The following is a 22,504-nucleotide window of genomic DNA, read 5'->3' on the forward strand; positions in this document are numbered from 1 at the left end:
CTTTATCAAGGAGTGGAAGATGAATGATGTTGCAGATGTAATCGAAACCTTTCATGGTGGTTGTCCTCATGATTGCCCCGATACCTGTTCAATGCAGTTCCATGTGAAAAACGGGGAGCTGATATCGGTTTCAGGCAATCCCGATCATCCGATGACGCGTGGGGGTTTATGCGTAAAGTTAAAGGATTACGAAAAGCGGCATTACCATCCAAACCGTCTTTTGTATCCCATGAAGCGGGTAGGGCCAAAAGGAAGTAATCAGTTTGAGCAGATCACATGGGATGAAGCGCTGGATACTATTGTTGATCGATGGCAAGCCCTGATTAAAGACGATGGTCCCCGCGCGATACTCCCGGTGAGTTATTTAGGCAATCAGGGGCTGGTGCATGGCCTCAACGGCGGGGATGCTTTTTTCAACCGACTCGGCGCTACCGTTTGCGAAAGGACCTTTTGTGGTGAAGGCTCTTGTACCGCCTGGCTACTCACGGTGGGGCCTACCGCTGGTGTAGATCCCGAAAGTTTCATACATGCAAATTTCATTGTGATCTGGGCGTGTAACTCTGTCTCAACCAATCTTCATCACTGGCATATCATCAAGGAAGCGCAAAAAAGAGGCGCGAAGATCGTGGTGGTTGATTCTTTCGCGTCCAAAACTGCGAAAGAAGCGGATTGGCATATTGCACCCAAGCCGGGCACCGATGGCGCTTTGGCGATGGCGATGATGCACGTGATCATTGAAGAAGATTTAGTCGATCATGATTATGTCGAAAGATATACGGTGGGGTATACGGAGCTATCAGAAAGAGCAAAAACGTGTACGCCGGAATGGGCTTCTGAAATAACAGGGATACCCGCAGACGAGATTCGGTTGTTCGCCCGCGAATATGCCACGAGTCCCCCGGCAGCCATACGTATAGGCGTGGCGTTGGAACGCAGTTATGGCGGAAGCCAGGCGATTCGCGCAGTCACCTGTTTACCTGCGCTTATCGGTGCCTGGCGTCACGTTGGCGGAGGGGCGCTGCAATTCCCGGTCTGGGAGCATCCTTACAGATTTGACGTGATTTGCAGGCCGGACCTGATTCCTGAAGGGACGCCAGTCGTCAACATCTTGCAGTTGGGAAGAGCGTTGCTTGGCGAAACGCCTTTGGAAGTCCCGATTAAATCTGTCATGGTGTGGAATACGAATCCCGTCACCCAATCACCTGAAACCGACAAGGTGATCGAAGGTTTGAAGCGGGAAGACCTCTTCACCATCGTTGCGGATCATTTCATTTCAGATACTGCCTCTTATGCAGATATTGTCTTGCCGGCAGCCATGGGTGCTGAACAGGAAGACATGATCTTATCCTGGGGCCATTTATATCTCACGTACAACACAAAATGTATCGAACCGCCCGGAGAGGCGTTACCAAACAATGAAATATTCCGCCGGTTAGCCAAACGCCTGGGATTCGAAGAAGACAATTTCAAATGGAGCGACAGCGAATGCCTTCAGCATTATGTCGATTGGAGCTCACCTGCATGTAAGGGCATTGATCTTGACTATATGCGCGAGCATGGGTTTGCAAGGTTGAATGTAGGGACCAAAGACGACCGCGCACCGCATCGCCAAGGTAATTTCCCTACCCCGACTGGTAAATGCATGTTCATGGTCGAAGGGGCGAAGAATTTCGTCGCAGGACCTTTCAGGCAGATGTACGAGGATTTTCAACCTGGGGAAGATCTGGATCCATTACCGGCATATATCGCAAGTCGAGAGTCGGCAGATACAAATGCAGCACTGGCAGCCAGGTTCCCTTTGAGCATCATTTCTCCTAAAAGCCATGGCTTCATCAATTCCTCATACGCGAATATGGAATCCAAAATCCGCGTGCAGGGAGAGCAATACCTGATGATCAACCCAATTGATGCCATAGCAAGGGACGTGCAGGATGGGGTGGTGGTAAGGGTATTCAATGACAGAGGTGCCTTTGAAGGCCTGGCACGCGTCACTACCGATGTAAACCCTGGGATAGTCGTCGCTACGTTAGGCTATTGGCGCCAACTCAATAATGGTACCGTTAACTGTATCAGTTCGGCTGAGTATGGAGACATGGGGCATTCCAATACTTTTAGCGATAACCTGGTTGAAGTCGAGCTGGTTTGAACAATTTGAAGGATGAGTTCCGGCTATTACTCATAGAGTTGCCAGCATTGATAAAAATTGGGGGAATCACCTACAAAAAAAGCGCCTCGTCATGAGGCGCTTTTGCCGAATTTATTTAGCACTGCCGTTCAGTACCTTTGGATAAAAGGCAGCAGCCTTGCCCACGAATTGTTGTTTATCCTTGCTGTCGAGGAATGCCTGTTTTGCTTCTGCATTGCCAAAGCAGAAGGTGTTTCCTTTGAACATCTCGTTGATAGCGCAATCGGAGTTAACCACCTCGCCTTTGGTAAGGCCTGTGGTGCAACGGTTGCCGAATTCGCCTGCATTGGCAGACAAGCTCAAGCTGGTGAGTGCAAGTAATGTAATCAATGATAGTGTTTTCATTATCTTCTCCTGAGTTTAATTGGACGATACATGTGGTGACCATACAGATCCAAATGTCTGCTGGCCTGTCACATGTGCCCAGTATGGCGGGCTGCTAAGCTGGCAGTGTGTAACATTGATCACCAACTATTTGTTTGTGTGATAAATATCACCCAGATAATGATTTATAGAGATTCACTGGCAATCTATGGCAGTACGATTTCTCCTACACTAATTTCAGCTTTATAGGTATGTAGCAGAAACCACATTCAGGCCATTATTCAATGCATGTAACTTAAGATAGCTTGGAGATAAATATGGCCCTGAACAAAGACACTAATGTGCATAGCGTTCATCATATCGATGAAAGTCGCCTTGACCCATTAAATCCAAATTCTATCGACCCTGCCAATACAGATCCGGCTGATGATTCTCGTGGATATGAGAAAAATGATTCGAACACTGGCAGGACAGATAAGGCTTTAAATAAGCAAAATATCGATGATAGAAACAAGAAGTTTCCGAACGATATCAGTAATCCGGATGCTGGTATTTAGGGTTTTTTGTTTTATTTCAACATGATTGAATTTGGAATCCTCATATGACGAATAAAACATTCAATCGTATTGCAACGATTGTTTTTTATGTGATTGGTGCGGTCGTTGTCGGTCTGATGTTAATCAGTTGGAATGGATCCGACATACCTCCAGCATCTGAGCCTTTGAGCAAAGCGGTCGAATCCATATCTGAAGCTGAAACAGCAAATCCCCTGCCTATCAACGACCGTGAGCCTCAGAATTTTGCTCAGCCAACGATCAAATCTGGTTCAGAACAATAATTGGCGCAATTGTGATCCTTTGGCTGGAATATAATCGACAGTAAGTCACCTCCTACGTGTAAATGAGAATGTTACGGATAGGCCATTCATCAGATAAGTTATCTAATGGCTGGGCAGTCTAAAAAGATAAAACCAGTAATGAATTTTCCATTTATAGGGATATTGATATGAGTAAATTATTGATCGCATTACTATTTTCGGCATTTGCAATGACAACATTTGCAGCCGATACTGACAACCAAACAGAGGGTGCTGAATTGGGTACCCAGGAAACTCCACAAGCCCAAGATCAAAGCAAGAACAGCAATAAAACCACAACTACAAACAAACATAGCAAAAAGCGTAACCATACCCAGAGCAAAGCAAAGCATAATCACTCTAAAGCCAATAGCGCTGAAGAGAATCCATTGCAGCCTACGGATGCAGAGCCGGCACCTGGCGCTGCGACCAAGTAATAAGAAAGGGATTGCTTGAAGCAATCCCTTTTTTTCACCTATATGAATCAAAGCGCATGAGGATTTTATGAATGCTACTTTCCCCTTGAATCCACTTATCTACACACCTGATTTTGAAAAAGTCCAGGATGACGAAGGTGAAACTATCAAAGAACTGGTAGATACCCTGCAAGAAATTGCGGACATCACTTCAAAGGATTATGGGCGAGCTGTACGCAGTGTTCATGCCAAACCTCACGGCTTGATTCGTGGAAAATTAACTATTCATAGTGATCTGCCTGATTTTTTGAAGCAGGGCGTATTTGCTTCTGAGGGCACTTATCCTGTTGTTATGCGCTTTTCTACCAGCCCAGGCGATATCATGTCCGACAGTGTCTCCACTCCGCGTGGAATAGCCATTAAATTAATGGGTGTGGCGGGCGAACGTTTGACAGGCGAGCCAACAAGCAGAACGCAAGATTTTCTAATGGTGAATGGCCCGGCCTTTCTCAAACCTGATGCTAAAAGTTTTGTATCTGGCCTGAAATTACTTGCGAAAACAACAGATAAGGCTGAGGGGTTGAAACGAATCTTATCTGCAGCCCTTCGCGGTGCCGAAAGAATTATTGAAAGTGTGGGGGGTGAAAGCCCAACCATAAAAAGTATGGGTGGACATCCTGAAACCAATATTCTTGGTGAAACTTTCTTTACACAGGTCCCTTTATTGTATGGGAAATACATGGCGAAGTTTTCTTTAGTGCCTATTGCCACCGAATTGACCTCCTTGAAAGATGCCCCCCTGGAAGATGGTCGGGAAAATGCAATCAGGGAGGCGGTTTCAGCGTTCTTCAAAGCCCATACTGCGAAATGGGAACTGCGGGTACAGCTATGTACGGATATTGAAACCATGCCGATAGAAGATGCTTCCGTAGTCTGGCCGGAGGATGAGAGCCCGTATGTTGCTGTGGCCACTGTAGAGGCTGCGCCACAAGTATCCTGGGATGATGCTACCTCTCCACAGATCGAAGACAGGTTGACATTCAGCCCCTGGAATGGAATTCAGGATCACCGGCCATTGGGCTCAGTCATGCGTGCAAGACGCCAGGTTTATGAAAGTTCCAGTACATTCCGCAAGCAATTCAATGGTTGCCCGATGGCAGAAGTAAACGCTTTGGAAGAGGTGTGAGCAAACCTGACTTAATAGCACCAACTTGTGTTGCATAGGGTTGGGGTTGCTGTCGGGGAGGTCTTTTTTGCATTTTGGCAAGCGTATTAAGGGTCGATAAGGCACTTAAGGCCCAAAGCAACTTCAAAGCTTTTTACTGTGCGGATTTTGCACGGCCAAAGCCAAAAAATTAGACTTATTCGCTTTTTTCAGAAGGTTGCCATGACAGCCGCGTGCGAGATGACTGTCAAAAAAGCCGATGCCGACTTACTTAAAATATACGGACAACATGATTAAAAATAAAGCTGCTGCGCCATACCATGAACCAAAGAGTGTCTCTGACCGCATTGCCTTGGCCGTAGTCAAATTCATGCGGTTTTTTGCAGATGCATTTTTTTCAGGGCGTTACGGGCATCGTGCGGTTGTACTTGAAACGATTGCTGCCGTACCGGGGATGGTGGGTGGTGCTTTACAACATCTGCGGTCGTTGCGACGGATGGAAAATGATGATGGCTGGATCAAAGTTTTATTGGATGAAGCCGAGAATGAACGCATGCACCTGCTCACCTTTGTGCAGATTGCAAGGCCCAGTCTGCTGGAACGTGTGCTGGTCATCATCGCCCAGGGGATTTTTTATAACGTATATTTCCTTTTGTATATGCTCTCTTCCAAAGTGGCGCATCGAATCGTGGGCTATCTGGAAGAGGAAGCGATCTATAGCTATGGTGAGTATCTCGCAGAAATAGACGCTGGAAAATGTGAAAATGTACCCGCGCCGGATATCGCTATTGAATATTGGGATCTGCCAAAAGAAGCCCGCTTGCGCGATGTGGTGCTAGTGGTAAGAGAAGACGAAACCAAACATAGGGATGTTAACCACGGGTTCGCAAACCAACTCGAACATGCCTGAGTCAGGCTTTGACACCTGTGCACCCACTCACGTTAAATTCATCGAATATCAATAGTATTTGTATATCAATAGTATTTGTATATCAATAGATTGACTCATGCAATCAACATTTTCTATTTCAGTTTACCGTTTTAACAGTCATTGTGTTACGGTGGGTGATCTGCCCTGTAGTCTCCAAAGTTTCCAGCATATCTACACCATTTTCTCTATCAGGCATTTGCAAAATGACGCACTACTGTGATGTCGATGAGTGGCTGAGGTTCTTCAAGATAAGTCCAGCATTCTAGAAATAATCTTTTAATAAAGCGCTGCAACTGTAAACCCCTGCAAACCGGGCGCTTATTTATTCAGATCAGTGCTCATCCGGCATATAATGTCAGGTAGTAAAGAAAGCAATAGTAATCCATGTCCCCCAGTAGTTTGCGCAGCACTTCCATAGAGTCAAACCGTCGTTCGTGGCAAAAAAAGTCTCAACTCGTAGATGGGTTGGGCGGCGAATATATTGTATTCACCCACGATATTTCTCTTACCGGCATGAGTCTTTTTGCTGACAGGCAATATAAGGCAGGGCAACTATGCAAGGTGGATGTCCCGGTGTTTGTCGGATCATCACTGCGTCATTACAAATTTAATTGCCGGGTTGTTTTCTCATCATTGTGCGGTCTGAAAGGTTTCAGAACAAACCTGGAGTTTCTTGAAGTGCCGCCAGAAAATAAAACATTGATTCAATCGGTGATGGCGAGATAGCCTCCGAAGAGGAATTAAAAGGCGGGAATTAAAACCGGTTGAGACTCAAAGTGAATACTTTGGGTCTTTTTATTTTGGGGTGGCTATATGCAATTTCAGTAATAGTATGCCTACATCATAATCAGTGCTATCTCACTTACTGCTTGCTGATCACTCCATCTATACTCCAGCTTGTTAGCGTTAATTGCCATGTATGGCGTTGAATAAAGTGGAGATTAAAATGGACCTTAAATCAGAAGTAGGCAGTGCTGATCTTTCCCTCAAAAGCAGTCTGGATCCATCGGCGACTAATGTAGTGGAAACACCCGAGCAACAGCCTGAGGAAACCTCAGCTGATTACGAGGCTGATCCGGCTGATCCTGATACCATTGATCCTGAATTGATTAATGCACCGGATTTGGAACCGGAAGAGGATGAAGCCACTGAAGATGGCTTGGTACTGGATCCGGAAATTCTGGACCCGGTTGAGCCTGATGTTGATTTGCCCGCCACAGATGACGTGATTGTTGAAGAGATAGACTCGGGCATACGAGACCGAACAGTACTATAAAGTAATCCGGATACAGGGATTTAGACAGCTCTATAGCTTCCAGAGGATAGTAATCAGGCGGCTGCTGAATTGCTGATCAGTATTTACTCAGCCACCGGGAAACAACACAGTGTTTATGATTTACTCGTTATCTTCAATTTATTCTTTTTGATATTCCGACCTGGATTATTCAACACGTACATACTGATCAGGCTCGGCGATGTTCCTTCACACAACTGGAAGTGCATGAGATAACTTTTGCCAACCTGGATAAACTGGCTTGCGCTTTTGATTTCATCAATCGTTAGCGCTGCATTTTCACCAATGTTGGTCATCACAATGGTATCAACTTCATGCCACTTGAAATTCACGCTTTGTAATGAAATACCACTTTCGCTATAGGCAACATTTTTAATTTTTGCCTGGGTTACATGCTGCGTGCAGTCAGGCAGCACCTCGTCCATGCTCATCAGCGCGATCACACCCGCTTTATTCAACCCTGTTTGTGGTGAAGTGCATATTACTTTCGCCCCGTCGCTAGAGGCGTGACTAAACAAAGGATTCATCAGTAGAGAGAAAAGTGCTACCTGGCACAATGTGATCCAGGTTTTATTGAATATTTTCATGGCATTATCCCTTAAATTTTTTATCAGGATTACTGATTCTTTTAACTGATGGTTTAAATCAATACATCCGGACGAATTAATGAGTGAATCCTATAGTCATCGATTGAGTGACAAAATGATCTAACAGCGCTTGTCTGGGTTAATGAATGCAACATATGGTAAAGGTGATTATTTCCTCATGACGCATCATGTTTCCTGCAAGGATGGCAACGGCTTTTTCAACTGGCGCTGGAGTCAAACTGCGCAATGCTTAAACAGCATAAATCATACAATATATTTACGCTCATTTATATCGGCATCTACTAGCTAAATGCGATGAAATTCACGACTGGGGTTTGGTTTGTGAAATTGCCTGGATGATAAAGGTGTGACAAAACGTGAAACCATATGCACCCACATGACTATGCGGTAGTGGATGCCCTGATCAAAGGAGCGTAAAGCGAACAACGGTCAAAGATATGCTCACCATCTCTCACCCATTATTCGCTTAGATTTAAAACTCAGGTCGGTATTATTTTCCGCGATTCTGTAACACTGTCGGGCCTTCGAATACTGACCTGACTTTTTTAGCCAGATCTGCCATTTTGTATGGCTTGGTCAGTACCTCAAACTCGACACCCTGATCCTGTTCTTTATCGGGTGATCCTGCATATCCGGTGGTGAGCAACACTGGCAGGTTAGGGATCAGTTTACGCATCTCCCGTGCCAGCATGATGCCGTTGATACCACCAGGCATGATGATGTCAGAAAACAGCAATTGTGGCGGTTGCTGCTTTTCAATCAGTTTTTTAGTCGTATTGATGGCTTCGACTGCACTGTTGGAAACGATGACTTCATAACCTAGTGTCAGCAGCATTTCCATCGCTAATTCAGAAACTTCAGGCCTGTCATCCACAACCAGGACGGTTTCTTTACCGCCGCGATCTACCTGAGCTTTACCGGCAATCAGGTCAGCATGACGTGTCTGGTCAGTGGCCCTGAAATATATGCGCACGGTAGTGCCAACATTCACTTCTGAATAAATGGTGGCCGTACCACCCGATTGTTTGGCAAAGCCATAGACCATCGAAAGCCCAAGACCTGTGCCTTTGCCTTCTTCTTTGGTGGTGAAAAAAGGATCCATCACACGATTCAGAATTTCCGGTGGAATACCGGTACCCGTATCGGTGATCGCAATCGATACGTAGCGGCCAGGCGGCAAGCCTGCATAAGCACTGACATCATCCGGTGAAACAGTTACATTTTCCGTCACCAGTGTGACCTTGCCACCTTTAGGCATCGCATCACGTGCATTGACCAGCACATTGATCAGGCAGGCTTCCAGCTGGGTGGGGTCCAGCTGGCAGTTGTGCAAGTCTGGTTCAAGCACACGCTGTAGCGATATTTCATGGCCCAGCGTTTTAAGAACGAGGTCACTGATACCTTGTGCGACGTTATTGAGGTTGACGATACGGCCCTCCAGGCGTTGCTTGCGGGCGAACGCCAGTAACTGCTGTGTCAGCGCCGAGGCTTTAGTGACCGCAGTGCGAATGCTTTCCAGCCCGCGCAGGACAGAGGCGTCATCAGCCTGTTGCCGGTCTATCTTCAGTTTAAGGATATCGACATGACCAGACATCACTTGCAAGAAGTTATTAAAGTCATGTGAAATGCCGCCGGTGAGCTGACCCAGCGCTTCCATTTTTTGCGCTTGTGTTAATGCATCTTCAGCATCACGGCGTCTGCTGACGTCTAGCTGTGAAGCAAAGTAATACACCAGCTCTTTTTTCTTGTTATACACCGGTGAGATGAACAGGGCATTCCAGAACGAAGAGCCATCCTTGCGGTAATTAAGGATTTCAGTAGTGATTTCGGTGCGCGACGCGATCGCTTCGCGAATCGAATCAACGGTATGAGGGTCGGTATCCGGTCCCTGCAAAAAACGACAGTTATGGCCCACAATTTCTTCCGTGCTGTAACCGCTCATCGAAATAAATGCCTTGTTGGCAAATACGATGGGATTATCGGGCTGCCTGGGGTCTGTCACCAGCATCGGCATGCGCGTACTTTCAATCGCAGCGAAAAAGATATCATCTTTATGCTCGGCAATCGCTTCATGGTGGTACTCGGTGACTTCTATTGTTGAGCCTTGTGAATGGGAAGGCTTTTCAGGATGTTTGCTCATAATTTTTTGTTAGGGCTTATACTTATTATTAATGGATATAAATGTATTTATGCAATAAAAACAAATGCTTGCGTATACATTCAGGCGTTATATTTTTCAGGCATGATATTACCGTGATAGCCGCATTTTGTCTGTCAGACTATATATATGGCTTTTTAGTCATGGCTTAGTTCCGTTCGACGATCTGCCTGTTAATGCCAAGCAAAAAAAAACCACTCCGAAGAGTGGGTCGATAAAGGGAAAAATAAATCTAGATATAGATTGGCAAAAGAATTACTTGTTGCCGTGATAAATATTATCACAATATTTATTAAAATTGACCATGTTTCTATCCGGCTAATATATTTTGGTAAGCATTCGCAGTGATCTCATAGGATTTGAGCCGTGCCTGATGGTTAAAAATCTGGGAAGTGATCATTAACTCATCGGCTCCAGTCCTGGCGATAAAAGCCAGTATTTCACTCAGTACCTTTTCTCCGTCACCAATTGCCGAACAAGATAACACTTGGTTCAGAATCGCACGCTCAGCACCGCCGAGCTGATTCCACAAGTCAAACACGGGAGGCGGTAACCTGGTGGGATTTCCACTCCGTAAATTGACAAATGCCTGCTGCATTGATGAGGCCAAGAAAGTTGCTTCTTCCTCAGTGTCTGCCGCAAACACATTAAATCCCAGCATCAGATAAGGTTGTTCTAGGTACTGTGACGGCCGGAATGTCTCTCTGTAAATTTCAATAGCTTGCAGCATGTAAGCCGGCGCAAAGTGAGAGGCGAATGCGAAAGGCAAGCCCAAGGCTGCGGCAAGCTGTGCGCCAAATAAGCTGGAGCCAAGAATCCATACTGGTATTTCTAACCCTGTCCCAGGAACCGCTTTTACCGGACGCTTGGGTTCGGCTGAAAAGTAATCCAGCAACTCCATCACGTCTTGAGGAAAAGCTTCAGCATCCGAATCAAGATTTCTTCGCAGGGCGCGCGCGGTCAATTGGTCTGAACCTGGCGCACGCCCAACGCCAAGATCGATCCGGTTGGGGAATAAAGATTCTAAAGTGCCAAATTGTTCAGCAATGACTAAAGGTGAATGGTTGGGTAGCATGATGCCCCCAGCACCGACGCGGATACTGGTTGTGCCCGACGCGACATGACCTATTAAAATCGATGTAGCGGCACTCGCGATACCAGGCATGCCATGATGCTCAGCTAACCAATAACGGTGGTAACCCAACTTCTCCGCATGCTGAGCGAGCTCCAGTGTGTGCTTGAAAGATTGCCCTGCATTACTGCCTTCAGCAATAGGGGAAAGATCAAGGACAGATAACTTGGATTTGGTGGTTTGTTCAATATTTAGCATGTAATGGGTTTGATTGTTTAATGGTGATTCGTTCACTAACTCAGTGAGTTTTGACTCATTGATTCAACTATGCCTGAAATGCAGCCATGCCTGATTGTAATGAAATGAAAAACCCTGATTGTAAACTGGTTATTTTTACAGGCTTGTATTAGCATAAGTCATGAATAAGATGGCTATATATTTAGGTTTAACAAGCATTAAGGGTGAAAAATTTCGATGAGTTTAGAGGGCCGTGTAGACGAAGCGTTGTTTCAGCGGCTGATGTCGAGCGCCCATATTCCGTTAATAGGCAGTGCACTGGGTGGCTTACTGATTGCCATTTCACAGCTGGATTCTGATAACCGCGATTTATTTTTTGCCTGGGCTTTGCTGGTTTATGTGGTGATCGCAGTACGCTGGTGGTTGACCAATCGCTTTAAAAACAAACTTGCCAGGCAAGGGTTTGATCGAAAGTTGGCCTATCAATATTGCCTGACACTGGCGTTATCAGGGTTGGTCTGGGGCGCGTTGGGTTTTCTCATTACTGATGCGCCGCCGATGACGGTGATTATCGTGATTACGGCTATCCAGGCGATGGTCATGGGTGGCGTAGTGACCATGGCTTCCTGTATCCCTGCATTTTTTGCGTTCAGCCTGCCAGCAATGTTGCCGACGGTGGTGATGTTTGCGAGCGGCAACAGCATGCCTAATGCCGTGATGGCGGTGTTCAGTGTGATTTTCTATTTATTGATGATAGGCGTCACTTACCGCTTTAACCACTCGTTACGGCAGGCGCAACGCATCAGCTTTGAAAATGAGGATTTGATCGGGTCACTCAAGGAAGCCTATCAAAAAATATCTGCCCAAAACCTGGAATTAAACCATGTTGCCCACCACGATATTTTAACCGGCTTGCCTAACCGAAAATTGCTGGCAGTGCGCATCCAGCAGGCTATCGAAATTGCAAAATTGAAAAGAACCAGCACGGCGATCTTGTACCTGGACTTGAATGGATTCAAGGCCATCAATGACCAGCTTGGGCATGAGGCTGGTGATACGGCACTGATAGAAGTGTCACGCCGTTTGGGCAAGGTCATTCGCGGGAGTGACACGCTTGCAAGGGTGGGCGGCGATGAATTTGTGATCGTGCTTTCTGATCTGCAAGGGCATGCCAAGTCTTCAGTCGACATGGTGGCCAACAAATGCCTGATGGTGTTCGAGCAGGTGTTCGTGATTCAAGCCTCTGAAAGGCAGCTGGGCGCATCCATCGGGCTCGCCATCTGCAAAGAGGGTGATACCATAGAGCAACTGCTTTCAGTGGCTGATAAAGCCATGTATCAAGCCAAATTACTAGGTTGCAGAAAAGTACACTGGGCATCTTGACGGTTGCGTGAAAGCGTCGTTCCTCCGTTAAGTCATTGCTGTTTGAATAGAGTTTGATGCGCACAAGCTGAATTCTTCAGGCAGAAGGCTAAAGTGCCGAGCTTTCATCTGCCTGTTCCATGGTTTGATTTTTATCCTTTCACATACAGTTTCAAAATTAGATTGCAGTTTCAGGAATAGATGTTATTTATTCCTGTGAATGTAATATCATCATATTGAGCGGGAAATCAAAGTAGCGGCGCAGTGCTTGTCCTTAGCGGGTTAAGGCATCTGGCTGATTCTTTCAGATGCTGGGTATGTGTTTAATAAGGATATGTAGCGGAGTGGTGTGATGAGCACGTCGCAAACTGTGAAGCATCATCAGCAATTGACGCAGTTGTATCTCGCACTGAGTCAATGCAGCCAGGCGATTGTGCAAAGCCACGATCGGCAGATGCTGTATGAGAAAATTTGCCGCATCATTGTGGATTTTGGTCACGCTAAGCTGGCCTGGGTTGGCGAGGTCATTGCTGAAACCAGGCAAGTGAGTGTGGCGGCGGCTTTTGGTACCGGTCTTGAATACCTGAATAAGGTTTCTATCTCGGCAGACCCTGAAAAACCAAATGGAAGAGGGCCGTGCGGACTGGCCATTTCCACCGACCAGCCTTACTGGCTGCAGGATTTCCAGACTAACCCGGTGGCCTCTTTATGGCACGCTTCAGCATCAGAATTTTCATGGAAAGCTGCTGCCTTCTTGCCGTTGCATACCGAAGGTAAGGTGGTCGCTTGTCTTTCATTGTATACCTCCGAAGAAGACGCATTTGATCCCGTCATCCAGCGCCTGTTGATGGACATGGTGGCGAATATCGACTTCGCGCTTGACCGTTTTGCGGTCCAGCAGGAGCGTACCCAATATCAGAAAAGCCTGCTGGCCAGCGAGCAGCGTGCACGCCAGGTCATGGAGAATGCGCTGGATGCCATCATCAATATGGATACCGGTGGTTTGATCATCGAGTGGAATAAAGCCGCCGAGCGTATTTTTGGCTACAAGCGCAGTGACGCCGTAGGAAGAAGCCTGTCTGAAGTGATTGTCCCCGAAGTCTACCGGGAAGCGCATAACAAAGGCTTGCAGCGGCTGCAACACTCTGGTGAATCCAAGATGCTTGGCCGTTCGATCGAAATTACAGGGATGCGTAGCAATGGCACTGAATTCCCGGTGGAATTGACCATTATCGAAATTGTCAGTAGTGGCGAACGTTATTACAGTGCTTTTCTGCGCGACATAACCCGGCGCAAAGACTACGAAGCGCGCATAAAATTTTTAGCTAATTATGATGCGCTGACCAGTTTGCCTAACCGCAACCTGCTGAACGAGCGGGTCACCAAGGAAATTGAGCAGGCATGGGCGAATGATAGCCAGTTTGCCTTGATGTTCCTCGACCTGGACCATTTTAAGGACGTGAATGACAGCCTGGGACACCGTTACGGGGATAGCCTGCTGATAGAGCTGACCAAACGCTTTCAAAACCTGGTCCGTCCACAAGATACTATTTGCCGCCTGGGCGGGGATGAGTTTGTGTTCTTATTGGCGGGTTCAGGACATGATGTCGCTAAAGAAGTCGTGGAGCGCTTGCTTGCGGCGATTGAGCAACCGTTGGTGATTGACCAGTACCAGCTCACCATCACCGCTTCCGTTGGGATTGCCATTTATCCTGACGATGGGCTGGATATCGAAAGCCTGCAACGCAATGCGGATGTCGCGATGTACCGCACTAAAAAGGAAACCCGCAACGGCTACCGTTTTTTCAGTAACCAGATGCAGATCCAGACCAGCAGGCATTTGCAGCTGGTCAATGCGTTGCGGCAGGCAATTGCTTCGGGGCAATTGGAAGTGTATTACCAACCACAAATGGACCTCACCACCAAGAAACTGGTGGGTGTAGAGGCATTGTTGCGTTGGCAACACCCGCAATTGGGCGCGGTATCACCTGCAGAATTTATTCCTTTGGCAGAGACCAGCGGCTTGATTATTTCCATCGGCAGCTGGGTGCTTGAGCAGGCCGTGCAACAAATCCGGCAATGGCAGCAGGCAGGTATTCACGATATTTGTGTGTCGGTCAATTTATCCAGTATCCAGTTCCGTGATCCCGAGTTGCCAGCGTTGGTGCAACAGATATTGCATCGTTACCAGGTAATGCCTCAGGCACTCGAGCTTGAGTTGACAGAAGGCGTGGCGCTGGAGAACCCGGAAGGTGCCGTCAATATGATGGGCGCGCTCGACCTGTTGGGTATACGTTTGTCGATTGATGATTTTGGTACTGGTTACTCGTCTTTGAGTTACCTCAAGAAATTCAAAGTCTACAAGCTAAAAATAGACCAGTCGTTCGTACGCGATATTTCTACTGATGATGAAGATAAAGCGATTGTGATTGCTATTATCCAACTTGCGCGCAGCCTGGGATTGAAAACCATCGCCGAGGGCGTAGAAACGGCCGAACAGGAAGCATTCCTGCTGGTGCATGGCTGTGATGAAATGCAGGGCTATCACTTAAGCAAACCCATGAGCAGCCAGGATGCAACCGCTTTCCTGATGGCAAATCGATAGCTGATATTGCCAAGTATCGTTGGTGGATGTCATTTATAAAACGCTGGCATATGGCTACGTTTCTTCAAGTACTTATCCTGATTTAAACCTAACCAAGAAATAAACATGTTGACTTCATAAATGATAATAATTATCATTTACTTTCAGGTTATGCAAAAGGAGAGAGATGATGAAGCGTCAAACTGTAGTGGGCAAGACCATGCTGGCAGGAAAAACGGCTTGTAAAGTGCTTTATCATAAATCTTCAGATATGGTAGAAGTCGAAGTGGGTGGCACCACACTCAAGTTCGAAGCGGATAGTTTTATTGTCATTAACGAAATGCTGCGCAAGGCCGCCGCCAGAATCGTGATGCAAACCGAAATAGAAATGAGTATTTGAAAGGATCGTCATGCAGGCTATCGGAATAGAGACAATGCGCTTTGATCCGTCACTGCCGGACGCAGAGTCCGTCATGGCGTCATTGCTTTACATTGCCACGCTGTATATCAAAAAGCCAACTTATGAATTGGCCAAGCAGGCGCTGCGTTTGGCGGAAACCCTCACGGCGCCGGAATATGCGGATTCGGAGCTGATCTGCAGGGTGTCGCGTCGCATGTGTGTGCAGTGGACATTGCTGGTGAACGAGCATGAGCAATCAGCGCAACATATACGCTCAGCCGGCCAGTGCAGATAACCAACCTCTTAATTGAACGAAACTAACCATGAGCGAACATTCTATGTGTAAGAAAATTTTGTTATCAGGCCAGGCGGGTTTCCGCGTGCATTACTGTGAAACGCACCGTACGGTTGAGCTGGAAATAGGCGCCATGAGTTTGAGGCTGGATGAAGATGCACTGGAAATGATGAGTGAATCTTTAACGGAATCGGTAAGCAAGCTACATGCGCTACAAGCGACCAAAGGGTCATTTGAAGCGTTTATGCGTCAGTTGAAAAACGCCTGACAGCAGGTCTGAATTGGCATTAAAAAAGGCAGTGACGGTCAAGTCACTGCCTTTTGTTTTTAATCAGAAATAATCCGGGTTCGATTCATCAGTCAACAGATTTCGAGCTGACGTTTCTTGTTAATTCACTCAAAGTTTTATTGAGTGTATGGAAAGCGGCATCAGTCAATCCGGTATCACACGCCACCCGCTTTTGAATCTCAGACAATTTGCTGCGTAAGTTCAAGCCTTCTTCAGTCAGGCTTACAATCACTACACGCTCATCATCTTTCTGGCGAGTACGGGTAGTCAGTTTCTTGACTTCCAGGCGTTTAACCACAGGCGTGATCGTAGCGGGTTCCAGCAGTAATTTTTCAGCAATATCTTTAATTGAAAGTTGCTTGTATTGCCAGAGTGCGACCAGCACCAGGTATTGAGGGTAGGTGAGATTCAGTTTATCAAGATCCGGCTTGTAAGAACGAAGTAAGGCGTGAGTTGCGGAGTAAAGTGAAAAACACAGCTGATTTTCTAGGTATAAATTCGACATGAATGGTGCTTTAAATTGTCATCAATGGAATCCGATTATTACAGCATCAATTGATTGCAGTGTCTATAGTTGTTTTGCGTAGTTATGTAGGTTATTGAGTATAATTACCGGCCGCATGCTTAAATTGTTGCCAATCTCGGCAAAGAAGCCCTGCACACTGGATCAGGCATCGTTTTCACGCTCCTTCAAATTGTATGAGTCGAGATAAACGATATGGATGCGCATTACTTTTAGTGCCATGAATTGACTCTTCAAAATTATGCTGCCGTCCATCACTTTTCTTGATCTTGAAACCACAGGCGCAACTCCTTTAAAAGACCGCATTACCGAAATTGCGCTGGTGCGTTTTGATGATGGTGTCGAAACTGCCCGCTGGCAGACATTGGTCAACCCGCAAATGGGGATTCCGCCTTTTATCCAGTCACTCACCGGTATCAACAATGCCATGGTTGAACATGCGCCCGCGTTTTCTGAAGTGGCCAGCCAGCTGCTGGCTTTTCTGGAAGGCACCGTGTTGGCGGCGCACAATGTGAGGTTTGATTATGGTTTCCTCAAAACCGAATTCAAGCGTATGGGCATCAATTTTCAGCCAAAAGTGTTATGCACGGTCAAGTTATCGCGATTGTTGTACCCGGCGCATTTCAGCCATGGCATTGATGCGATTGTAGCCCGGCATAACATCGAAGGCCTTGCGCGCCACCGCGCGATGGGCGACGTCGAAGCCATACTGAGAATGCTGGCTGATGCCAGGCGGCAATTGGGTGAGTCGGTCATCGAAGCAGCTGCGCAAAAGCTGATGGCATCGCCAGTATTGCCGCCGCATATTGATGTAAACCTGATTGGGGAGTTACCGGAAACGCCAGGCGTGTACCAGTTTTATGGTGAAAACGACTCGCCGCTTTACATAGGCAAAGGGTCGAATATGCGTGCCCGTGTGCTCTCTCATTTTAGCAGTGAGCGTGCTACCGGCAGGGATAAGCGCCTGGTGCAGGAAATAAAGCGTTTGGAATGGGTACCCACCGCCGGGGAATTGAGTGCGGTGATACTGGAGTCGCGCCTGATCAGGGAGCGAGCGCCGGTCTACAACCGCCAGATGCGACGAGAGCGCCAACTTTGCAGCTGGTTGCTGGATCCGTCCGCGCAACCAATGGTCAGGCTTGTTGATGAGGATGACATTGACCCCAGTCAGATGGATCGCATGTTCGGCACGTTTAAAAACCGTCACCAGGCAACTGAAGCTATGCGCAAAATTGCGCAGAAAAACCGGCTATGCCTGAAAACATTAGGGCTGGAAAATGACGGCGACGGCGCTTGTCTTGCATATCAGTTGAAACGCTGCAAAGGCGTCTGTTGCGGACATGAATCAGCCGAGATTCATGGCTTGCGTTTGCAACAGGCATTGATCGCCCACAAACTCAAGGCTTGGCCTTTCGTAGGCAAAATCGGCATTGAGGAATACAGCCTGGAAAATGATATCCGGCAAATTCATGTGTTCGAGCATTGGGTGTACCTGGGCGTGGCTGACAGCGATGACAGCCTGCAAGCATTAAGCACACAAATCACTACGCTAAAATTTGACCTGGACACTTACAAACTGCTAGTCAAAGTATTGGCCCAAAAAAAGACCCGCGTGCTGAATCTGCCGTTTTAACACGGTAGTCCAGCTTGTGCGGGTGAAGGGGTAGTCAAATTAGCGTGGTATATAAAAGGTGCTGTCAGTCGATACCGTCTCGCCAGAAGGTTGCGCAGTGACTTCAATCGTAATGCGCTGGCTTCCGGATTTTTCTGAATGAGGGATAGCCAGGCTGAGCGGGATTAAAGTTTCCTCAGTAGCGTTCACTGTGAGTGACTGTTCACTTTCTACCTTGATTTCTGGCAAGCCTTTGGCACGAATACGGTAGTGCTGTGCTTGCTCCGTTGCATTTATGAGGTGTAACTGGTAAAGGTTTTCTACTCCCTGGCTGGTTTCCCTGTACATGATGTTGCGGTCCCGCATGATGTCGACTTTGAAATTTGGTTTATGCAACATGCTGTACGCCATCCAGCCAAATATCAGCGCAAATAGTGCGCTATACATCAATACACGTGGGCGTAACATATGGCTTAATAAACCATGTTCGCTGGTATTGCCACCTGCTGAAAAACGGATCAGTCCACGTGGATATTGCATTTTATCCATCACCTCATCGCAGGCATCAATGCAAAGGCCACAACTAATGCATTCATATTGAAGCCCGTTGCGAATATCAATCCCGACTGGGCAGACCTGCACGCAAATATTGCAGTCTATGCAGGAGCCGAGTCCTTGCGATTTAAAATCCTGGCCTTTGCTGCGGCCCCCACGCGGTTCGCCACGTTCGCTGTCATACGCCACAATCAGGGTATGGTCATCAAACATGGCGCTCTGGAAGCGTGCATATGGACACATATGTTTGCACACCTGCTCACGCAGAAAGCCGGCATTGCCATAAGTGGCAACACTGTAAAAACCAAACCAGAACCATTCCCAGCCACTCAGCTGAAAATTCAGCAATGCCGGGGTCAGTTCGCGAATAGGCGTGAAGTAACCGACAAACGATATCCCTGTCACCATAGCAAAACCGAGCCAGACACCATGCTTGCTAAATTTAATACCTGTTTTTCTTAATCCCCAGGGCTGCGCATCCAGCTTCTGCCGCGCCATACGGTCACCTTCAATGCGGCGTTCCATCCATAAGAATATTTCTGTATACACCGATTGCGGGCAGGAGAAGCCACACCACAAACGACCGGCGACAGCCGTAAACAAAAACAAACCCAGCGCGCACACGATTAATAGCAGTGCCAGGTAAAACAGATCCTGCGGAAAAATCACCATTCCAAACAGGTAAAAACGCTGCGCGTTGATATCCATCAAGAAAGCCTGGCGCTCACCATACTGCAGCCAGGGCAAACCGTAAAAAACGATTTGTGTTAGCCAGATCATCAGCCAGCGCCAGTTTTTGAAATAGCCGTTGACCGTGCGCGGATAAACCTTTGCAGTCTTCTGATACAAAGAAATAGTTTTTTCCGTGACCGGGACGGACACGATGGGAATGACGGGTTTGCTACGAGAGGCTTGCATGATGACACTCGAAAACGACGGGAGACGAGTGCACTATAGGCGGTTTAAGGAAGTTTAAACAGATTCAGTTTTTAATTAAAAAACCATATCAGTTTGTGGTTGAGGTGTTTGAAATGAGCTTGCCCAAGGTCTGTATCGCTTGCAAGCTGTGTGGATTCAGCGGATGCCCATAATTGAGGCGGATAAAGTTGGCATATTGTTGTTGCGACGAAAACATATGCCCGGGAGCGAGGCTGATATTGTGGGTAATGGCTTGCTGGAACAGGCGCAGGCTGTCACATTTCTCCGGCAGTTGCATCCAGAAAAAATAGCCTCCCTGCGGCAGGTTAAAGCGTACCTGTTCGGGAAAGTGCTGATGGATGGCCTGTGAACATTGCAGTTGCTGCAACATGAGCTGGTGCCTGAGCTGGCGCAGGTATTTATCATAACCACCTTTCGCCAGGTAACTCGCCAGCGCATGCTGGGCCGGGATGGACGTGGCCAGGGTGGTCGAGATTTTCAAACGGGTAATCTGGTCAGTATATCGTCCCGCCGAGACCCAACCGACGCGGTACCCCGGTGCCAGCGATTTGGAAAAAGAACTGCAATGCATCACCCAGCCTTCTGTATCCCAGGCCTTGGCCGGTAGCGGACGCTGCTTGCCAAAATACAATTCGCGGTAAACGTCATCTTCAATCAGCGGCACGCGGTGGCGTGTCACCATCGCGACCAGTGCCTGCTTTTTATGTTCCGGCATCAGGCTGCCGGTGGGGTTTTGAAAGTTGGTCATCAGCCAGCAGGCTTTTGGCTGGTGCTGGATGATGGCCTGTTCCAGCGCCATCAGATCGATACCATGCTCAGGATGGCTAGGTACTTCAATCGCCTTTAGCCCCATTCTTTCAATCGCTTGCAAGGCGGCATAAAAACTCGGTGATTCGATAATGACGCTATCACCGGGCTGGGTCACGGCGGCCAGGCTCAGATTGAGCGCTTCAAGCGCACCGTTGGTCACGACGATATCTGCCGCATCCGTTTGCGTGCCATCCAGCTGGTAACGCAATGCAATCTGGCGCCTCAGTTCAACATCGCCTTGCCCGATATCGCTGACCGTATCAGACGGTTGCATGCGCCGCACAGATGCGATCATATGCCCCGCCAGTTTTGAAAGGGGGAAATGCAATGGGCTGGGGAATGCCGAACCGAACGGCACGTGTTGAGGATCTTTGATACGATCCAGCAGGGTGAATACCAGGTCACTGACTTGTAAGGTGGTCGGCAGGCCTGTGTGGATATGGCTGGCGCATGCCAGCACGCGTTCGGTGCGCAACTGGCCCGCCACGTAATAGCCTGAGCGCGGCCGGGTCACCAGCAGACCACGCGCTTCCAGCAAATAATAAGCCTGGAAAACGGTAGAGGCATTAACCTGCTTCAGGGCTTGTATCTGGCGGATTGAAGGCAGTTTATCGCCGAGTTTAAGCAAGCCTTGCTGGATGGCGCTGGCAATTTCTTCGGCAATGATCTCGTATTTTTTCACGTGAGGTTTTAAATGATGGTTACGGACAACTGATATGGTAAATTAAATCCAAACTGAAGCTGTTTGGCAAGCGCTGTACCATTTACGATGATCCCTTTTTGCGATCACACCTTTATCATGCCCCAGTTAATTATCAGCCATATCGAACGGTTAAACAAAAAACATTACCTGTTGTGGTTGAGTGACGGGCAATCGATGGCGTTATCAGTAACGGATATGTTCAATGTCAAAGTCATGCTGGCAGGCGAGGAAATGGCTTCGGTCCATTTTCAGCCATTAAGCTCCTTGAATAACATTGAAATGCCACCGCTTTATCGTATCAATGACTATCAGGCACCTAGCGGTATTTTTTCTTTATTGGCCGACGATTTGCTCAATACCATATTAAGTGTGTATGGTTGCTACACACACGGTATAATCAAGCCTTGGCGAGCAGGGGTAGTCTCCAGATCTCTGCCTGTTTCAGGGTAGTAAAATCATGATCCGCATCAGCATAGGAATATACGCAAATGTATTTGCATTATTGAATAAATTGCGTATAATTGCGGGTTCTTTAAAAGGCGACGTTTAAGGCATTTTTATGTACGCAGTGATCAAAACAGGTGGCAAACAGTACAAAGTTACCGCTGGTGAAAAATTAAAAGTTGAAAAATTAATTGGTGACGTGGGCTCTACTGTTGTGATCGACAAGGTATTGTTGATTGCAAACGGTGAATCAACCACGATTGGTGCACCTCTGGTAGCCGGCGCTAAAGTCAGTGCCACTGTGGTATCACATGGCCGTGGCGACAAAGTGATGATCTTTAAAATGCGTCGTCGTAAGCACTATCGCAAGACTCAAGGTCATCGTCAGAGCTATACTGAAATTCAAATCGATACTATTTCTGCTTAATCGGCAGATTGCTAGAGTAAGGAATCAAACATGGCACACAAAAAAGCAGGCGGTAGTTCACGTAACGGCCGCGACTCACAAGCCAAGCGCCTGGGCGTAAAAGCCTTTGGTGAAACAGTGGTTAACGCCGGTAGTATTATCGTGCGTCAACGTGGTACTAGAATGCATGCTGGCGAAAACGTAGGCATGGGTAAAGACCACACGCTGTATGCGCTGGTTGAAGGCAAAGTTAAATTTGCTATCAAAGGCGCGTTGAAGCGCCACACAGTGAGCATCGAAGCGGTTTAATCGCAGATTCATGTAAAAAGCCCTGTC

The 22,504-nt window shown here is 47.4% G+C and carries 24 protein-coding genes; 17 read left to right on the forward strand and 7 right to left on the reverse strand.

The annotated features are described in order from the left end of the window. Nucleotides 1-19 precede the first annotated feature (19 nt). The gene (locus VK958_RS01790) at nucleotides 20-2,146 is read left to right on the forward strand and encodes a molybdopterin-containing oxidoreductase family protein (protein WP_325238549.1); all 2,127 of its coding nucleotides are present in this window, start codon (nucleotides 20-22) and stop codon (nucleotides 2,144-2,146) included. Between the two features lie 111 nt (nucleotides 2,147-2,257). Here the strand turns inward: VK958_RS01790 and VK958_RS01795 are convergent, their stop codons facing one another. Further along, nucleotides 2,258-2,530: a hypothetical protein gene (locus VK958_RS01795; protein ID WP_325238551.1), complete on the reverse strand. Its 273-nt coding sequence runs from the start codon at nucleotides 2,528-2,530 to the stop codon at nucleotides 2,258-2,260. Between the two features lie 296 nt (nucleotides 2,531-2,826). Between VK958_RS01795 and VK958_RS01800 the strand changes: the two genes are divergently transcribed. The 7 genes from VK958_RS01800 to VK958_RS01830 all read left to right on the forward strand — a co-directional run bounded on the left by VK958_RS01800 (nucleotide 2,827) and on the right by VK958_RS01830 (nucleotide 7,153). After that, nucleotides 2,827-3,066, forward strand: coding sequence for a hypothetical protein (locus VK958_RS01800; RefSeq protein WP_325238552.1), 240 nt, complete (start codon nucleotides 2,827-2,829; stop codon nucleotides 3,064-3,066). A gap of 44 nt (nucleotides 3,067-3,110) precedes the next feature. Then, a complete protein-coding gene (locus VK958_RS01805) occupies nucleotides 3,111-3,347 on the forward strand; it encodes a hypothetical protein (RefSeq protein ID WP_325238554.1) in 237 nt (78 codons plus the stop codon). A gap of 167 nt (nucleotides 3,348-3,514) precedes the next feature. Further along, nucleotides 3,515-3,802 carry a hypothetical protein gene (locus VK958_RS01810; protein ID WP_325238555.1) on the forward strand — a complete coding sequence of 96 codons (288 nt, stop codon included), beginning with the start codon at nucleotides 3,515-3,517 and terminating at the stop codon, nucleotides 3,800-3,802. 67 nt (nucleotides 3,803-3,869) lie between these two features. Continuing rightward, nucleotides 3,870-4,967: a catalase family protein gene (locus tag VK958_RS01815; RefSeq protein WP_325238557.1), complete on the forward strand. Its 1,098-nt coding sequence runs from the start codon at nucleotides 3,870-3,872 to the stop codon at nucleotides 4,965-4,967. 268 nt (nucleotides 4,968-5,235) lie between these two features. Next, nucleotides 5,236-5,856, forward strand: coding sequence for an alternative oxidase (locus VK958_RS01820; protein WP_325238559.1), 621 nt, complete (start codon nucleotides 5,236-5,238; stop codon nucleotides 5,854-5,856). A 405-nt stretch (nucleotides 5,857-6,261) separates the two neighbouring features. Continuing rightward, nucleotides 6,262-6,603: a PilZ domain-containing protein gene (locus VK958_RS01825; protein ID WP_325238560.1), complete on the forward strand. Its 342-nt coding sequence runs from the start codon at nucleotides 6,262-6,264 to the stop codon at nucleotides 6,601-6,603. A 220-nt stretch (nucleotides 6,604-6,823) separates the two neighbouring features. Further along, nucleotides 6,824-7,153, forward strand: a complete 330-nt coding sequence (locus VK958_RS01830; protein ID WP_325238561.1) for a hypothetical protein — start codon at nucleotides 6,824-6,826, stop codon at nucleotides 7,151-7,153. A 113-nt stretch (nucleotides 7,154-7,266) separates the two neighbouring features. Here VK958_RS01830 and VK958_RS01835 read toward each other — a convergent pair whose 3' ends face one another. From VK958_RS01835 to VK958_RS01845, 3 genes are all read right to left on the reverse strand, one after another. Further along, the gene (locus VK958_RS01835) at nucleotides 7,267-7,758 is read right to left on the reverse strand and encodes a hypothetical protein (protein ID WP_325238562.1); all 492 of its coding nucleotides are present in this window, start codon (nucleotides 7,756-7,758) and stop codon (nucleotides 7,267-7,269) included. A 511-nt stretch (nucleotides 7,759-8,269) separates the two neighbouring features. Further along, nucleotides 8,270-9,919 (reverse strand): histidine kinase famiy protein, encoded by a 1,650-nt coding sequence (locus tag VK958_RS01840; RefSeq protein WP_325238563.1) that lies wholly within the window; start codon nucleotides 9,917-9,919, stop codon nucleotides 8,270-8,272. Nucleotides 9,920-10,247: 328 nt separating this feature from the next. Then, nucleotides 10,248-11,267 (reverse strand): LLM class flavin-dependent oxidoreductase, encoded by a 1,020-nt coding sequence (locus VK958_RS01845; protein WP_325238564.1) that lies wholly within the window; start codon nucleotides 11,265-11,267, stop codon nucleotides 10,248-10,250. Between the two features lie 216 nt (nucleotides 11,268-11,483). Here VK958_RS01845 and VK958_RS01850 point away from each other — a divergent pair, with 216 nt between their 5' ends. The 5 genes from VK958_RS01850 (at nucleotide 11,484) to VK958_RS01870 (ending at nucleotide 16,155) form a co-directional block, all read left to right on the forward strand. Next, nucleotides 11,484-12,629 (forward strand): diguanylate cyclase domain-containing protein, encoded by a 1,146-nt coding sequence (locus tag VK958_RS01850; protein WP_325238565.1) that lies wholly within the window; start codon nucleotides 11,484-11,486, stop codon nucleotides 12,627-12,629. A 331-nt stretch (nucleotides 12,630-12,960) separates the two neighbouring features. Further along, entirely contained in the window at nucleotides 12,961-15,213 is a 2,253-nt protein-coding gene (locus VK958_RS01855) for a putative bifunctional diguanylate cyclase/phosphodiesterase (RefSeq protein WP_325238567.1), read from the forward strand. A gap of 169 nt (nucleotides 15,214-15,382) precedes the next feature. Beyond that, a complete protein-coding gene (locus VK958_RS01860) occupies nucleotides 15,383-15,592 on the forward strand; it encodes a hypothetical protein (RefSeq protein WP_325238568.1) in 210 nt (69 codons plus the stop codon). Between the two features lie 10 nt (nucleotides 15,593-15,602). Next, nucleotides 15,603-15,887 carry a hypothetical protein gene (locus tag VK958_RS01865; RefSeq protein ID WP_325238570.1) on the forward strand — a complete coding sequence of 95 codons (285 nt, stop codon included), beginning with the start codon at nucleotides 15,603-15,605 and terminating at the stop codon, nucleotides 15,885-15,887. Nucleotides 15,888-15,915: 28 nt separating this feature from the next. Then, the gene (locus tag VK958_RS01870; RefSeq protein ID WP_055826703.1) at nucleotides 15,916-16,155 is read left to right on the forward strand and encodes a hypothetical protein; all 240 of its coding nucleotides are present in this window, start codon (nucleotides 15,916-15,918) and stop codon (nucleotides 16,153-16,155) included. Nucleotides 16,156-16,243: 88 nt separating this feature from the next. Here the strand turns inward: VK958_RS01870 and VK958_RS01875 are convergent, their stop codons facing one another. Beyond that, nucleotides 16,244-16,681, reverse strand: a complete 438-nt coding sequence (locus VK958_RS01875) for a MarR family winged helix-turn-helix transcriptional regulator (RefSeq protein WP_325238572.1) — start codon at nucleotides 16,679-16,681, stop codon at nucleotides 16,244-16,246. A 259-nt stretch (nucleotides 16,682-16,940) separates the two neighbouring features. Here VK958_RS01875 and VK958_RS01880 point away from each other — a divergent pair, with 259 nt between their 5' ends. Further along, a complete protein-coding gene (locus VK958_RS01880) occupies nucleotides 16,941-18,332 on the forward strand; it encodes an exonuclease domain-containing protein (RefSeq protein WP_325238573.1) in 1,392 nt (463 codons plus the stop codon). Between the two features lie 39 nt (nucleotides 18,333-18,371). On the opposite strand, the gene ccoG is transcribed toward VK958_RS01880, so the two are convergent. After that, nucleotides 18,372-19,784 carry a cytochrome c oxidase accessory protein CcoG gene (ccoG, locus tag VK958_RS01885; RefSeq protein ID WP_325238575.1) on the reverse strand — a complete coding sequence of 471 codons (1,413 nt, stop codon included), beginning with the start codon at nucleotides 19,782-19,784 and terminating at the stop codon, nucleotides 18,372-18,374. An 88-nt stretch (nucleotides 19,785-19,872) separates the two neighbouring features. Next, nucleotides 19,873-21,297 carry an aminotransferase-like domain-containing protein gene (locus VK958_RS01890; RefSeq protein WP_325238578.1) on the reverse strand — a complete coding sequence of 475 codons (1,425 nt, stop codon included), beginning with the start codon at nucleotides 21,295-21,297 and terminating at the stop codon, nucleotides 19,873-19,875. A 117-nt stretch (nucleotides 21,298-21,414) separates the two neighbouring features. Here VK958_RS01890 and VK958_RS01895 point away from each other — a divergent pair, with 117 nt between their 5' ends. The 3 genes from VK958_RS01895 (at nucleotide 21,415) to rpmA (ending at nucleotide 22,477) form a co-directional block, all read left to right on the forward strand. Beyond that, complete coding sequence (locus tag VK958_RS01895; RefSeq protein ID WP_325238580.1) at nucleotides 21,415-21,768, forward strand: hypothetical protein; 354 nt, start codon at nucleotides 21,415-21,417, stop codon at nucleotides 21,766-21,768. A 109-nt stretch (nucleotides 21,769-21,877) separates the two neighbouring features. Continuing rightward, nucleotides 21,878-22,189, forward strand: coding sequence for a 50S ribosomal protein L21 (rplU, locus tag VK958_RS01900; RefSeq protein ID WP_325238581.1), 312 nt, complete (start codon nucleotides 21,878-21,880; stop codon nucleotides 22,187-22,189). Nucleotides 22,190-22,219: 30 nt separating this feature from the next. Beyond that, nucleotides 22,220-22,477 (forward strand): 50S ribosomal protein L27, encoded by a 258-nt coding sequence (rpmA, locus tag VK958_RS01905; RefSeq protein ID WP_019881453.1) that lies wholly within the window; start codon nucleotides 22,220-22,222, stop codon nucleotides 22,475-22,477. Nucleotides 22,478-22,504 lie beyond the last annotated feature (27 nt).

Source organism: Methylophilus sp. (assembly GCF_035460085.1).
Taxonomy (GTDB): Bacteria; Pseudomonadota; Gammaproteobacteria; order Burkholderiales; family Methylophilaceae; genus Methylophilus.

What these genes read in the sequence shown, in the direction of transcription:
- VK958_RS01790 (WP_325238549.1), top strand. Translation starts at nt 20, where the DNA reads ATGAATGATGTTGCAGATGTAATCGAAACCTTTCATGGTGGTTGTCCT.
- VK958_RS01795 (WP_325238551.1), bottom strand. Translation starts at nt 2,530, where the DNA reads ATGAAAACACTATCATTGATTACATTACTTGCACTCACCAGCTTGAGC.
- VK958_RS01800 (WP_325238552.1), top strand. Translation starts at nt 2,827, where the DNA reads ATGGCCCTGAACAAAGACACTAATGTGCATAGCGTTCATCATATCGAT.
- VK958_RS01805 (WP_325238554.1), top strand. Translation starts at nt 3,111, where the DNA reads ATGACGAATAAAACATTCAATCGTATTGCAACGATTGTTTTTTATGTG.
- VK958_RS01810 (WP_325238555.1), top strand. Translation starts at nt 3,515, where the DNA reads ATGAGTAAATTATTGATCGCATTACTATTTTCGGCATTTGCAATGACA.
- VK958_RS01815 (WP_325238557.1), top strand. Translation starts at nt 3,870, where the DNA reads ATGAATGCTACTTTCCCCTTGAATCCACTTATCTACACACCTGATTTT.
- VK958_RS01820 (WP_325238559.1), top strand. Translation starts at nt 5,236, where the DNA reads ATGATTAAAAATAAAGCTGCTGCGCCATACCATGAACCAAAGAGTGTC.
- VK958_RS01825 (WP_325238560.1), top strand. Translation starts at nt 6,262, where the DNA reads ATGTCCCCCAGTAGTTTGCGCAGCACTTCCATAGAGTCAAACCGTCGT.
- VK958_RS01830 (WP_325238561.1), top strand. Translation starts at nt 6,824, where the DNA reads ATGGACCTTAAATCAGAAGTAGGCAGTGCTGATCTTTCCCTCAAAAGC.
- VK958_RS01835 (WP_325238562.1), bottom strand. Translation starts at nt 7,758, where the DNA reads ATGAAAATATTCAATAAAACCTGGATCACATTGTGCCAGGTAGCACTT.
- VK958_RS01840 (WP_325238563.1), bottom strand. Translation starts at nt 9,919, where the DNA reads ATGAGCAAACATCCTGAAAAGCCTTCCCATTCACAAGGCTCAACAATA.
- VK958_RS01845 (WP_325238564.1), bottom strand. Translation starts at nt 11,267, where the DNA reads ATGCTAAATATTGAACAAACCACCAAATCCAAGTTATCTGTCCTTGAT.
- VK958_RS01850 (WP_325238565.1), top strand. Translation starts at nt 11,484, where the DNA reads ATGAGTTTAGAGGGCCGTGTAGACGAAGCGTTGTTTCAGCGGCTGATG.
- VK958_RS01855 (WP_325238567.1), top strand. Translation starts at nt 12,961, where the DNA reads ATGAGCACGTCGCAAACTGTGAAGCATCATCAGCAATTGACGCAGTTG.
- VK958_RS01860 (WP_325238568.1), top strand. Translation starts at nt 15,383, where the DNA reads ATGAAGCGTCAAACTGTAGTGGGCAAGACCATGCTGGCAGGAAAAACG.
- VK958_RS01865 (WP_325238570.1), top strand. Translation starts at nt 15,603, where the DNA reads ATGCAGGCTATCGGAATAGAGACAATGCGCTTTGATCCGTCACTGCCG.
- VK958_RS01870 (WP_055826703.1), top strand. Translation starts at nt 15,916, where the DNA reads ATGAGCGAACATTCTATGTGTAAGAAAATTTTGTTATCAGGCCAGGCG.
- VK958_RS01875 (WP_325238572.1), bottom strand. Translation starts at nt 16,681, where the DNA reads ATGTCGAATTTATACCTAGAAAATCAGCTGTGTTTTTCACTTTACTCC.
- VK958_RS01880 (WP_325238573.1), top strand. Translation starts at nt 16,941, where the DNA reads ATGCTGCCGTCCATCACTTTTCTTGATCTTGAAACCACAGGCGCAACT.
- ccoG (WP_325238575.1), bottom strand. Translation starts at nt 19,784, where the DNA reads ATGCAAGCCTCTCGTAGCAAACCCGTCATTCCCATCGTGTCCGTCCCG.
- VK958_RS01895 (WP_325238580.1), top strand. Translation starts at nt 21,415, where the DNA reads ATGCCCCAGTTAATTATCAGCCATATCGAACGGTTAAACAAAAAACAT.
- rplU (WP_325238581.1), top strand. Translation starts at nt 21,878, where the DNA reads ATGTACGCAGTGATCAAAACAGGTGGCAAACAGTACAAAGTTACCGCT.
- rpmA (WP_019881453.1), top strand. Translation starts at nt 22,220, where the DNA reads ATGGCACACAAAAAAGCAGGCGGTAGTTCACGTAACGGCCGCGACTCA.